Annotated in this window: 11 protein-coding genes; 6 read left to right on the top strand and 5 right to left on the bottom strand. The window is 62.0% G+C overall.

Annotation, left to right across the window (positions count from 1 at the left end; genetic code table 11):
- The first annotated feature begins 60 nt into the window (after positions 1–60).
- From J5M57_RS13570 to J5M57_RS13560, 3 genes are all read left to right on the top strand, one after another.
- The gene (locus J5M57_RS13570) at positions 61–402 is read left to right on the top strand and encodes a metalloregulator ArsR/SmtB family transcription factor (RefSeq protein ID WP_007965280.1); all 342 of its coding nucleotides are present in this window, start codon (positions 61–63) and stop codon (positions 400–402) included.
- Between the two features lie 166 nt (positions 403–568).
- Positions 569–1,813 carry an FAD/NAD(P)-binding oxidoreductase gene (locus J5M57_RS13565; protein WP_207849251.1) on the top strand — a complete coding sequence of 415 codons (1,245 nt, stop codon included), beginning with the start codon at positions 569–571 and terminating at the stop codon, positions 1,811–1,813.
- Positions 1,814–1,822: 9 nt separating this feature from the next.
- Positions 1,823–2,623: a sulfite exporter TauE/SafE family protein gene (locus J5M57_RS13560; RefSeq protein WP_207849252.1), complete on the top strand. Its 801-nt coding sequence runs from the start codon at positions 1,823–1,825 to the stop codon at positions 2,621–2,623.
- A 90-nt stretch (positions 2,624–2,713) separates the two neighbouring features.
- Here the strand turns inward: J5M57_RS13560 and J5M57_RS13555 are convergent, their stop codons facing one another.
- Positions 2,714–3,640, bottom strand: coding sequence for a polysaccharide deacetylase family protein (locus tag J5M57_RS13555; protein ID WP_169840541.1), 927 nt, complete (start codon positions 3,638–3,640; stop codon positions 2,714–2,716).
- 276 nt (positions 3,641–3,916) lie between these two features.
- Here J5M57_RS13555 and J5M57_RS13550 point away from each other — a divergent pair, with 276 nt between their 5' ends.
- Both J5M57_RS13550 and J5M57_RS13545 read left to right on the top strand, forming a co-directional pair.
- The gene (locus tag J5M57_RS13550) at positions 3,917–5,572 is read left to right on the top strand and encodes an MFS transporter (protein WP_207849253.1); all 1,656 of its coding nucleotides are present in this window, start codon (positions 3,917–3,919) and stop codon (positions 5,570–5,572) included.
- On the top strand, positions 5,569–6,711 hold the full coding sequence (locus J5M57_RS13545; protein ID WP_064587087.1) for an HlyD family secretion protein: 1,143 nt from the start codon (positions 5,569–5,571) through the stop codon (positions 6,709–6,711). The genes J5M57_RS13550 and J5M57_RS13545 overlap by 4 nt, the downstream gene beginning before the upstream one ends.
- 117 nt (positions 6,712–6,828) lie before the next feature.
- Here the strand turns inward: J5M57_RS13545 and copD are convergent, their stop codons facing one another.
- Together copD and copC are read right to left on the bottom strand one after the other, a co-directional pair.
- Complete coding sequence (gene copD / locus J5M57_RS13540; protein WP_207849254.1) at positions 6,829–7,686, bottom strand: copper homeostasis membrane protein CopD; 858 nt, start codon at positions 7,684–7,686, stop codon at positions 6,829–6,831.
- Positions 7,687–7,689: 3 nt separating this feature from the next.
- Positions 7,690–8,052 (bottom strand): copper homeostasis periplasmic binding protein CopC, encoded by a 363-nt coding sequence (copC, locus tag J5M57_RS13535; protein WP_207849255.1) that lies wholly within the window; start codon positions 8,050–8,052, stop codon positions 7,690–7,692.
- 138 nt (positions 8,053–8,190) lie between these two features.
- On the opposite strand from copC, the gene J5M57_RS13530 reads away from it, so the two are divergent.
- Complete coding sequence (locus tag J5M57_RS13530; protein ID WP_064587091.1) at positions 8,191–8,811, top strand: TetR/AcrR family transcriptional regulator; 621 nt, start codon at positions 8,191–8,193, stop codon at positions 8,809–8,811.
- A 263-nt stretch (positions 8,812–9,074) separates the two neighbouring features.
- On the opposite strand, the gene preA is transcribed toward J5M57_RS13530, so the two are convergent.
- Together preA and J5M57_RS13520 are read right to left on the bottom strand one after the other, a co-directional pair.
- Entirely contained in the window at positions 9,075–10,349 is a 1,275-nt protein-coding gene (gene preA, locus J5M57_RS13525; RefSeq protein WP_169840537.1) for an NAD-dependent dihydropyrimidine dehydrogenase subunit PreA, read from the bottom strand.
- Entirely contained in the window at positions 10,350–11,717 is a 1,368-nt protein-coding gene (locus J5M57_RS13520) for an NAD(P)-dependent oxidoreductase (RefSeq protein ID WP_207849256.1), read from the bottom strand.
- Positions 11,718–11,882: the final 165 nt, after the last annotated feature.

The following is an 11,882-nucleotide window of genomic DNA, read 5'->3' as shown; positions in this document are numbered from 1 at the left end:
CAACACTTTATCTAAAAACATAATGTTCGCAGCTTAAGTGACGTTGAAGGCATCGTGCAAATGCAATCCAGTCTGACCGAATGTGAAGTCGCGCAATTGCGGGCGTCCGCCTCCAAGGCCTGTGCGCTGCTCAAGGCGCTGGCCAATGAGGATCGTCTGTTGATCCTGTGCCAGTTGACTCAGGGCGAACGCAACGTCGGCGAGCTGGAAAAAATGACCGGCGTGCGCCAGCCGACGCTGTCCCAGCAATTGGGCATCCTGCGCGATGAAGGCCTGGTGGCGACCCGTCGCGAGGGCAAATACATCTTTTACGGCCTGGCCAGTCCCGAAGTGATTCAGGTGATGAAGACCTTGTCCGGGTTGTATTGCGGGGCGGTGTTGAAAAGTCTGGGCCATCAATAAATGCCAGCCACCACACAATCGCTGTAGGAGTGAGCCTGCTCGCGATGGCGGTGAATCAGCCAACATCTTCATAGACTGATCCACCGCCATCGCGAGCAGGCTCACTCCTACAATGGATTTGTGCGATGGCCGGAAAAACCTTGCGTGCAGCAATAAGGAACAAGCAATGAACGATCAACACTGGGGCCCATCCATCAGTGCAGATATCGTGGTCATCGGCGGCGGCACCGCCGGCCTCGGCTTCGTCGCCAGTCTGCTCAAGCGTGATCCCGCGCTCAACATCACCGTGATCGAGCCCAGCGCCCAACACTACTACCAGCCAGCGTGGACGCTGGTCGGCGGTGGCGCCTATGACGTCAAGGACACCGTCCGGCCGATGAGCAAGGTGATGCCGCGTCAGGCCACCTGGATTCAGGCGGCGGTGACCGCCATCGATCCCGACCAGCGCCAGTTGACCCTCAACGATCAACGCACCGTCACTTATCAGAATTTGATCGTCTGCCCCGGCCTGCGTCTGGCCTGGGAAAAGATCGAAGGCCTGCAGGAAAGCCTCGGCCAGCACGGCGTGACCTCCAACTACAGCTATCAGCATGCGCAATACACTTGGGACCAGGTGCAGAAACTGCGTGGCGGCAAGGCGCTGTTCACCCAGCCGGCGATGCCGATCAAATGCGCCGGCGCGCCGCAGAAGGCGTTGTACCTGTCGTGCGATCACTGGCGCAAAACCGGTGTGTTGAACAAGGTCGAGGTTGAATTCAACCTGGCCGGCGCGGCGTTGTTTGGCGTCGCGACCTTCGTCCCGCCGCTGATGAAATACATCGAAAAGTACAACGCGCAGCTGGCCTTCAACAGCAATCTGGTCAAGGTCGACGGCCCGGCAAAAACCGCGTGGTTCGAGGTCAAGGATGCCGACGGCAACGTCACCCGTGTGGCGAAAACCTTCGATCTGTTGCACGTAGTGCCGCCGCAAGTCTCGCCGGACTTCATCGCCCACAGCCCGCTGGCCGACGCCGCCGGCTGGTGCGAGGTCAACCCGCACAGCCTGCAGCATCCGCGTTACCCGCAGGTGTTCGGCCTCGGTGATATCTGCGGCACCAGCAACGCGAAAACCGCTGCCGCCGTGCGCAAGCAGGTTGTTGTAGTCGCCGAAAACCTGCTGGCCCTGCGCAAGCAACAGCCATTGCCACTGAAGTACGACGGTTACGGTTCGTGCCCGCTGACGGTGGAGAAGGGCAAGGTGATCCTTGCCGAGTTCGGCTACGGCGGGAAGTTGCTGCCGACCTTTGCCCTCGATGCGACCGTGCCGCGCCGTTCGGCGTGGTTCCTCAAGGCGACGCTGCTGCCGTGGTTCTACTGGAACGGCATGCTCAAGGGCCGCGAATGGCTGACCGGTTTGTCCAAAGTCGACTGAGAACTCCCTATGTTGCTGGCAAGTCTGTTTGGCGTGTTGATGGGGTTGATTCTCGGGTTGACCGGCGCGGGCGGCGGGATTCTCGCGGTGCCCGCGCTGGTGCTTGGCCTCGGTTGGAGCATGACGCAAGCTGCGCCCGTGGCGTTGTTCGCGGTGGGCAGTGCGGCGGCGGTGGGGGCGATCGACGGTTTGCGCCATGGCCTGGTGCGCTATCGCGCGGCGCTGCTGATTGCCGCGCTCGGCGCGGTGTTTTCGCCGCTGGGCATCTACTTCGCGCATCAGTTGCCGGAGAAAATCCTGATGATCCTCTTCAGTCTGCTGATGGTCATGGTGGCCTGGCGCATGCTGCGCCGTGAGCGTCAGCAGGAGGGGCCGAGCGATCACGGTCATGCCAGTTGGGGGCAGAAAAACTGCATGCTGAATGAAGAGACCGGGCGTTTCGACTGGACCGCCAAATGCACCGCGACCCTCGCGGCATTGGGGGCGGTGACGGGCGTGGTCTCGGGTTTGCTCGGCGTCGGCGGTGGCTTCCTGATCGTGCCGGCGTTCAAGCAACTGACCGATGTGCAGATGCGCGGGATCGTGGCGACCTCGCTGATGGTGATCAGTCTGATTTCGGCGATTGGCGTGATCGGATCGTTTCACGCAGGCGTGCGGATTGACGCTCAGGGTGTGGCGTTTATCGTCGCCAGTGTGGTCGGCATGATCATCGGGCGCAGGCTTTGCGCCCGGGTGCCGGCGCGGGCGTTGCAGGTGGGGTTCGCCAGCGTGTGTATTGTGGTGGCGGGCTACATGTTGCAGCGCGCCTGAAAAGATCGCAGCCTGCGGCAGCGCCTACAGAGAAAACGCATTTCCAATGCAGGCGCTGCCGCAGGCTGCGATCTTTTGATCCTTTGCGCCTCAATCAATCAAAGGATTTTTCTCGGTCAGTACGATCTGCGCGATCTGATCCTTGCGCATGAAACTCACCTTTGGATGCCCCTGCGCGTACCGGATGAAGCGCTCCATCGCCTCGACCATCGCCGGGGTGCCGCCGATGCGGTCGTGCAGACTCACCGACATCATCCGCCGTTTGCTCGCACCTTCGGCGTACAAACGATCAAATTCCAGCACCAGTTGCTGATAGAACTGCTCGGCGGAAAAGTGCCGGCCCTCGATCAGCACGATGTCGTTATTGCGCAGGGTGTACGGCACCACAGCGAATTTGCGCCCACGGACTAAGGTCACGAACGGTTCGTCGCGGCTGACGTCATCGATGTGATAGGTGAAGTTCAGGTCCTGCAGGACCTTCAGCGTGTTCGGGCTGCGCCGCAGCCAGTTGGCGTTGTAGCCCACCGAGCGCTGACCGGTGAGTTTTTCCACCGCGTTCACGCCGTCGCCGATGAACTGTTTTTCCTGCTCATAGCTCATGTTGTACGAATCGGCCCAGCGCATGCCGTGGGCCGCCAGTTCGTGGCCGCGCTCGGCAATCGCTTTTGCCAGTTCCGGGTGTTTGAGCGCCGCTTCGCCGACCACGTGGGAGGTGACCTTGATGCCGGTGCGATCCCACAGATCGAGCATGCGCCAAAGTCCTTCTTTGTAGCCATAATCAAACCAGGTCTGCGCCGGCAGGTCTGGGTAGCCCTTGGGTAACGGACTACCGGAAAACGGACTTTCCGCACCTTCGGGCTGGCCGCCGGTTTCGAATTGCATCGACACCGAGATCACCAGTTGCGAGCCGTCCGGCCACGGGCGTTCCTGGGCGAAGGCAAGGGCGGGCAGCAACAGTGCGGCGGCCAGCAGGTTTTTCAAAAGGCGTGGGGAGCGTTGCCGATGGGGCGTGGTCATAACGGGCACCTTACAGGTTGAGAAGGGCTGCAAGGGTGGCAGTTGCCCGGCGCGGGAAAAATCCGCTGCGGGCGAGAGGACCTTTAAACAAATTTTACGAATCGGGCTTCACACAATTCCGGTGTAGGAGTGAGCCTGCTCGCGATAGCGATTTAACAATCCACAATCATAGTGACTGATATACCGCTATCGCGAGCAGGCTCACTCCTACAAGGGATATGGGTTTGCCGCAGGATTTGCGGCAAACTCCAAGCAACTTCAGCACAAGGCCTTTCAATGGATCGATACGCCCCGCGCGACTGGCAGCCTCACGAGAAGCCCAGTCTGCCCGGTTCCCCTTCAACGCCGCTGCACTCCAACCCCAAGCGCCTGGCCTATGCGCTGGTCGGGCTGTTGGTGGCAGTCACCGGTGGTTTGGGCAACTCGCTGGTGGTCGCCAACCTGCCTTACCTGCAAGGCGCGTTGGGCGCGACCACGGCGGAGATGGCCTGGCTGCCGGCTGCGTACGTCATGACCAACGTGTCGATGAACCTGCTGCTGGTGAAGTTTCGCCAGCAGTTCGGTTTGCGCGCGTTCACCGAGGTGTTTCTGGTGCTGTACGCGCTGGTGACTTTCGGCCACCTGTTCGTCAACGACCTCAGTTCGGCCATCGCGGTGCGGGCGGCGCACGGCATGGTCGGTGCGGCGCTGAGTTCGCTGGGCCTGTATTACATGGTCCAGGCGTTTCCGGCCAAGTGGCGACTGAAGGCGCTGGTGCTGGGACTGGGCGCCTCACAACTGGCCTTGCCGCTGGCGCGCTTGTTCTCTGAGGATTTGTTGCAGATTGCCGAATGGCGCGGCTTGTACCTGTTCGAGCTGGGCATGGCCTTGCTGTCGCTGGGCTGCGTGCTGCTGCTCAAGTTGCCGCCCGGTGACCGCTTCAAAACCTTCGAACCGCTGGATTTCCTCACCTTCGCCATCCTCGCCAGCGGCGTGGCATTGCTCTGCGCGGTGCTGTCGCTGGGCCGCATCGACTGGTGGCTGGAGGCGAACTGGATCGGCTACGCGCTGGCCGCCTCGATTGCCTTGATCCTCGCCGGCCTGGCGATCGAGCACAATCGCAGCAACCCGATGCTGATGACCCGCTGGCTCGGCAGCGGCACGATGATCCGCCTCGCGCTGGCGGTGACCCTGATTCGCATGGTCACTTCGGAGCAATCCACCGGCGCCGTCGGTTTCATGCAGAACCTGAACATGGGCTACGAGCAGTTGCACAGCCTGTACGTGGTGATGATGATCGGCAGCATCGCCGGGTTGGCGACCAGCGCGCTGACCATCGACCCCAAACACCTGCTGATGCCGCTGATCATCTCGCTGGCGCTGATGGCCACAGGTTCGGTGATGGACAGCTTCTCCAATAACCTGACCCGCCCGGCGAATCTGTATTTCAGTCAGTTCCTGCTGGCCTTCGGCAGCACGTTTTTCCTCGGCCCGACCATGGTCTTCGGCACTCGCAATGTGCTGACCAATCCGCGCAATCTGGTGAGTTTTTCGGTGTTGTTCGGGATCTGCAACAACCTCGGCGGCCTGCTCGGCGCGGCGTTGTTGGGCACGTTCCAGATCGTGCGCGAGAAATTCCATTCCAGCCACCTGGTCGAGCACCTGACGCTGTCCGACCCGCTGGTGGCCGCCCGCGTGCAGAGTGGCGGCTCGGCCTACGGCTCCTTGCTGGCCGACCCGAGCCTGCGCAACCTGGCCGGGATTCGCAGTCTGTCCAACGCGGCGACCCGCGAAGCCAACGTACTGGCCTATAACGATGTGTTCATGCTGATCGCCGTGATTGCGGTGCTGACCATGATCTGGCTTTCCATTCGTGCGCTGTGGCTGATGAGCACCACCAAAGCCGTCGACCCAGCGCCTTCCGTACCTCCAAGCGGTGCCTCTACTTCATGACCGAACCGACCACCACAACCACCAATGCCATCGCCGCCACCCCGGAAGGCGTGGCGCCGCCGTCGTCACCCAATACCGAGCCACGCTCGTTGCGGGTGCGGATCATCTCGTCGCTGGGCTTTGCCGCGATTGCCATCGTCGGCGTGCTGGTCGTGCTGTACGCCTGGCAACTGCCGCCGTTCAGCAGCGCGGTCGAGACCACCGAAAACGCCTTGGTGCGCGGGCAGGTGACGATCATCGGGCCGCAGCTCAGCGGTTACGTATTCGAGGTGCCGGTGCAGGACTTCCAGTACGTGAAGACCGGCGATTTGCTGGTGCGCCTGGACGACCGGATTTATCAGCAGCACCTCGATCAGGCGCTGGCGCAACTGGCGGTGCAGAAGGCTGCGCTGGCCAACGTGGTACAGCAACGCAACAGCGCCGAAGCGACGATCAAATTGCGTCAGGCGGTGGTGGCCGACAGCGAGGCGCAGTTGCGCAAGAGCGAGGCGGATCTGCGGCGTAACAAGGAGCTGGTGAGTGACGGCTCGGTGTCCAAGCGCGAAATGGACGTGGCGCTGGCGGCCAATGCGCAAGGCATTGCAGCGGTGGCGCAGGCCAAGGCCAATCTGGAAATCGCCCGTCAGGACCTGCAAACGGTGATCGTCAATCGCGGTTCGCTGGAAGCGGCAGTCGCCAGTGCCGAAGCGGCGGTGCAACTGGCGCGGATCGACTTGTCGAACACCCGTATCGTCGCCCCGCGTGACGGTCAGCTCGGGCAGATCGGCGTGCGCCTCGGCGCTTACGTCAACTCCGGCGCACAGTTGATGGCGCTGGTGCCGAACCAGAAATGGGTGATCGCCAACATGAAGGAAACCCAGATGAACAACGTGCGCGTCGGGCAACCAGTGCGTTTCACCGTCGATGCGCTGAACCACCGCAAATTCACCGGCCACGTGCAGCACATCTCGCCCGGCACGGGTTCGGAATTCGCCCTGCTGCAGGCCGACAATGCCACCGGCAACTTCGTCAAGATCGCCCAGCGGGTGCCGGTGCGGATCACCATCGATGAGGGGCAGCAGGAAGAGGAGCGGTTGCGCCCGGGGATGTCGGTGGTGGTCAGCATCGACACCGCAGCGGGCGACACACAACCGCACTGATCGCCACCGATCCCCTGTAGGAGTGAGTCTGCTCGCGAAAGCGTTGTGTCAGTCACTGAGGTGTTCCCTGACCTATCGCTATCGCGAGCAGGCTCACTCCTACAGGGATCGGTGCTTTCAGGCAGCGATCATCGGTGGCAGGGTGCCCAGTAGCGAAACAGCCGCCACCGCACCCATCCCCAACAACCACTCCAGCACCACACTGCGCTTGAGCGCGCCCATCCGCTGTTGGCAATCCTCCATCCGCAAGCGGTTGAACAACGCCAACGCGAGCATGCCCACCACCAGCGCAGCCTTGATCAGCAGAATCAGGGCGAACCCGCTGAACAGCGGCGTCGGCCACCATTGGCCGGTCAGCACGCGCACGTTGATCAGCCCGGTGATCAGCAGCCCGCCAACGATCGCGTAACCGACACCGCTGAAGCGTTGCAGGATCCGGCTCATCGGTTCGCTCGGCTGGCGCAGGATCAGTACCAGCAGCAACAAGCCACCGAGCCACGCGGCGACGCAGGTCAGGTGGATGATCTGGTTGAGGATCAGCAATTGCCCGCTGAGGCCATCGAGCATCGCACCGTGACCGACCGGCGCCAGCGTCGCCAGCAGTAACGCGCTCAAGCCCAGGCGCAGCGGTGCGCTTGAACGCCAGGTTGTGAACAGCAACGCCAGCAGCAGTGCGTTGATCAGCAGATGCCAGCGCCAGACCTGGCCGAAAAACGTATTGCCGAGCACCACGCCAATGGTCGTCGCGTCAAACGCTGCCGCCGCCGAGCCGGCCATGCTCGCGGTGATCAACAGTGCCCAGGTGACACCGCTGAGCAGCGCAATCGCCGTCAGCCAGCGCGCAAGTTGCGCCAGTTGCCGATCCAGCGCCGGCACTGGCGTCTTGAGCAGCAGCGGACGGAACAGCCCGGTTCCGAACAGCATCAACACCACGCTGAAGTGCACAAAGCGGCACAGCACCAGCGCTTCACTCATGAATTACTGGCCCACCTTGAACTGATAAGCGCCTTCGCTCTTGTGCGTGTCGACCGACACCGCGTGCCATTCGACTTTGTATTCACCGGCGCTGAGGGGGGCGGCGGGGGTGACGATCAGGGTTTTCTTGTCGCCTTCGGTGGTCAGCGGCTTGAGCGCGACCGGGGCACCCTCGTGGGTCAGGGTGACTTGGGTGAAACTGGCTTCGACGCCTTCGGAGAAGGTCAGGCGCAGGTCGGCCGGTGCCGCGACGGTGCTGTCGGCGGCCGGGGTCTGGCTTTTCAGGTGGGCGTGGGCGAACACGGAAGATGCGGCGAACAGCGAAGCGAGCAGGGCAGTGGTGGTCAGGACATTCTTGAACAGCATCGCGGATACCTCAGAGGCAGGACAAAGAACCGCCAGTTTAGCCATCCGCCGACCTTCGTACGAAGTTTTGTTTGCAGCGGTCGCCCCGATGCCAGAGCGGATGCTAGTCTTCAACCACGTCGTTGTCAGGGAGCCCTCATGGGCAATCACAAGATCGAGATTCGTCGCAGTAACGTCGAGAAAATCCTGCTGGCGGCGGAAAAAGTCTTCGCCGAAAAAGGCTTCGGCGGCACCGCCATGGCCGACATCGCCGCCGAAGTGCAATTGCCGCGCTCCAACCTGCATTACTACTTTTCCACCAAGAGCGAACTGTACAGCGCCGTGCTGTTCGATCTGCTGGAAGTGTGGAAACAGGACGCGCTGTGCTTCGAGATGTTCGATGACCCGCGGGTGGTGCTCAGCAGCTACATCCGCGCCAAGATGAACCACTCGCGCAGCCGGCCGTACGGTTCGAAAGTCTGGGCCAACGAGATCATCCACGGCGCGCCGACCCTGGGCGAGGCGCTGGATGTCAGCCTGTACGACTGGGCCAAAATGAAGGAAGCGAAGATCCGCCAGTGGGTAGAAGACCAGCGGATTCTGCCGGTGGAACCGTCGAGCCTGCTGTACATGATCTGGGCGTCGACGCAGCACTATGCCGACTTTGATCATCAGGTGAATATTCTGAATGAACATCAGCCGTTGTCTGATATGCAGTTTGAGCGGGCGGTGCAGACGGTGACGAGTGTGATCTTGCGTGGGATCGGTTTGGAACCCTGAAAGCAGACCCTCACCCCAGCCCTCTCCCGGAGGGAGAGGGGGCCGACCGAGGTGTATTTAGAGGTACATCGACCTGAAAGACCGAGTCGATTATGGATTCAACGCAGTTCGTGCCTGTGCATGTATCAATTATGGATTCAACGCAGTGCTTGTCTGTGAGTCTTGTCGATGATGGATTCACAGCAGCACTTTCAGGTCGGCGGAGTTTGCCAGCATCCCCCAATCAGTCCCCTCTCCCTTTGGGAGAGGGTTAGGGTGAGGGGCTAGACCGCAACGTGATAAGGATTCCTCGGATCATGGTTCCAGTCCAGAAACGGCTTGCCCGTCTCCATCGGCACCATCTCGATACAGTCCTGCACCGGGCAAGTGATCTGGCACAGATTGCAGCCCACACATTCATCGTCGATCACTTCATATTTATGCGTGCCGTCTGCCTGCTTGAGGCTGCTGATCGCCTGGTGTGAAGTGTCTTCGCAAGCAATGTGGCAGCGCCCGCAACCAATACAGGCCTCCTGATCAATTTTCGCGATGACCTGATAGTTGATATCCAGGTATTTCCAGTCGGTGGTATTGCCCACCGCGCGCCCGGAAAACTCGGCGATGTTGGCGTAACCCTGACTGTCCATCCAGCGCGACAGCCCATCCTTCATTTCCTCGACAATCCGGAACCCGTGCAGCATCGCCGCCGTACACACCTGCACCGCGCCGCTGCCCAGCGCGATGAATTCCGCCGCGTCTCGCCAGCTGCCGATGCCGCCAATGCCGCAGATCGGAAGGCCCTGGGTCTGCGGGTCGCGGGCGATCTCGGCGACCATGTTCAGCGCAATCGGCTTGACCGCCGAACCGCAATAACCGCCGTGGGTGCTTTTGCTGCCGACGGTAGGCAGGGCGACCATGTGTTCCAGGTCGACGCTGGTGATCGAGTTGATGGTGTTGATCAGCGACACCGCGTCGGCGCCCCCGCGATGCGCAGCGCGAGCGGCGACGCGAATGTCGGTGATGTTCGGCGTCAGCTTGACGATCACCGGCAGCGAGCAATAGGTCTTGCACCAGCGGGTCACCTGCTCGACGTACTCCGGCACCTGACCGACCGCCGCGCCCATGCCACGCTCGGGCATGCCGTGCGGGCAACCGAAATTCAGCTCGATGCCGTCAGCCCCGGTAGCTTCCACCAGCGGCAGGATGTGTTTCCACGATTCCTCCACGCACGGCACCATCAGCGAGACGATCAGTGCGCGGTCCGGCCAGTCTTTCTTCACCTGGGTGATCTCGCGCAGGTTGATCTCCAGCGAGCGATCGGTGATCAGTTCGATGTTGTTGATGCCCAGCACTTCGCGGTTGTTGCCGTAGTGCGCCGAGTAGCGCGACGAGACGTTGACCGCTGCCGGGTCTTCGCCGAGGGTTTTCCAGACCACGCCGCCCCAGCCGGCCTCGAAGGCGCGGACCACGTTGTAGGCCTTGTCGGTCGGCGGCGCGGAGGCCAGCCAGAACGGGTTGGGGGCTTTGATACCGGCGAAGACAATCGAGAGATCGGCCATTTACGCAGCCTCCACGTTGAGCATCAGTTGCGCGTTGATCGCCTCGGCGGCACGTTTGCCATGCTGTACGGCCTGCACGGTGAGGTCCTGATCGAGGCTGGTGCAGTCGCCGCCGGCATACACGCCGGCGACGCTGGTGCGCAGGTTGTCATCGACCTGAATCCGTTCGCCCTGACGCTTGAGTTCGCGGGCCAGCGGGTCGGTGAGGGCGCAGCTGTCGAAGGCCTGGCCGATGGCTTTGAAGATTGCGTCGGCCGCCAGCTCAAAGGTTTCGCCAGTGGTTTGCAGACGACCGTCGACCAGTTGCGTGCGGGCGAAACGCATGCCGCGCACCTGGCCTTGCGCGTCGAGCAACACCTCATCCGGCTGCGCCCAGGTCAGCAGGCGCACCTGATTGGCCTTGGCAATGTCCTGTTCGTGACCGGTGGCGCCCATGTCCGCTGCGCCTCGGCGATACACCAGATTGACATCGCGGGCGCCGAGGCGGGCCATTTGCACCGCCATGTCGATCGCGGTGTTGCCGGCGCCGAGGACGATGCAGCGCTCGGCCAGCGGCAGTTGCGTCAGGTCATCGGCCTGGCGCAGTTCACGGATGTAGTCGGTGGCGGCGAGCAGGCCGGGCGCATCTTCGTGCGGCAGGCCGAGCTGTTTGCTGGCGTTGAGGCCGAGGCCGAGAAAGACCGCGTCGAACTGCTGATGCAGCTCGCTGAGGCTCAGATTGTCACCGAGTTTCTGCCCGTGACGGATTTCGATGCCGCCGATCTGCAGGAGGAAATCCAGCTCTTTCTGCGCGTAGTCATCGACCAGTTTGTACTTGGCGATCCCGTATTCGTTGAGGCCGCCAGCCTTCTCCCGCGCTTCGAAAATCACCACGTCATGCCCGTGCATCGCGCTGCGGTGGGCGCAGGACAACCCAGCCGGCCCGGCGCCGACCACCGCGATGCGCTTGCCGGTGCTGGCGGCACGCTGGAACGGGTGCTCGGTGAAGTGCGCGTTGTCCACGGCGTAGCGTTGCAGCAGGCCGATCAGCACCGGCGCGCATTCTTGCGCGTTGTTGCGCACGCAGGCTTGCTGGCAGAGGATTTCGGTCGGACAGACCCGCGCACAACTGCCGCCGAGGATGTTCGCCGAGAGGATTTTCTGCGCCGCACCGGTCACGTTGTCCTGGTGGATGTTGCGGATGAACGACGGAATGTCGATCTCGCTCGGGCACGCATTGACACACGGCGCGTCGTAGCAATACAGGCAGCGCGAGGCTTCCAGATGCGCCTGCCGGGCGTTGAGCGGCGGCGCCAGATCGGTGAAATGGCCGGCGAGGGCGGCCGCGCTTTCGTGCGGGTGCGGGAGATGGTTCAGGGTCTCGATCACGGTTTTGTGCCTCACGGTATTGAGGTTCTCTGCCTCTGATGGGCAGTGGTTTTTGTCATACCCTGTGGCGAGGGAGCTTGCTCCCGCTGGGTGGCGAAGCCGCCCCAAAACCAGACAATGCGCTGATCCTGATACTCAGGAGTGAATGGTTTTGGGCCTGCTGCG

This window comes from Pseudomonas sp. 86_A (genome assembly GCF_017491705.1).
Classification (GTDB): domain Bacteria; phylum Pseudomonadota; class Gammaproteobacteria; order Pseudomonadales; family Pseudomonadaceae; genus Aquipseudomonas; species Aquipseudomonas koreensis.
The sequence above is the reverse complement of the archived record's forward strand: the minus strand, read 5'-3'. Positions and strand labels throughout refer to the sequence as shown.

Coding starts and splice junctions, on each gene's coding strand:
- preA (WP_169840537.1), bottom strand. CDS start 10,349: ATGGCCGATCTCTCGATTGTCTTCGCCGGTATCAAAGCCCCCAACCCG.
- copC (WP_207849255.1), bottom strand. CDS start 8,052: ATGCTGTTCAAGAATGTCCTGACCACCACTGCCCTGCTCGCTTCGCTG.
- J5M57_RS13570 (WP_007965280.1), top strand. CDS start 61: ATGCAATCCAGTCTGACCGAATGTGAAGTCGCGCAATTGCGGGCGTCC.
- J5M57_RS13550 (WP_207849253.1), top strand. CDS start 3,917: ATGGATCGATACGCCCCGCGCGACTGGCAGCCTCACGAGAAGCCCAGT.
- J5M57_RS13560 (WP_207849252.1), top strand. CDS start 1,823: ATGTTGCTGGCAAGTCTGTTTGGCGTGTTGATGGGGTTGATTCTCGGG.
- copD (WP_207849254.1), bottom strand. CDS start 7,686: ATGAGTGAAGCGCTGGTGCTGTGCCGCTTTGTGCACTTCAGCGTGGTG.
- J5M57_RS13555 (WP_169840541.1), bottom strand. CDS start 3,640: ATGACCACGCCCCATCGGCAACGCTCCCCACGCCTTTTGAAAAACCTG.
- J5M57_RS13545 (WP_064587087.1), top strand. CDS start 5,569: ATGACCGAACCGACCACCACAACCACCAATGCCATCGCCGCCACCCCG.
- J5M57_RS13530 (WP_064587091.1), top strand. CDS start 8,191: ATGGGCAATCACAAGATCGAGATTCGTCGCAGTAACGTCGAGAAAATC.
- J5M57_RS13565 (WP_207849251.1), top strand. CDS start 569: ATGAACGATCAACACTGGGGCCCATCCATCAGTGCAGATATCGTGGTC.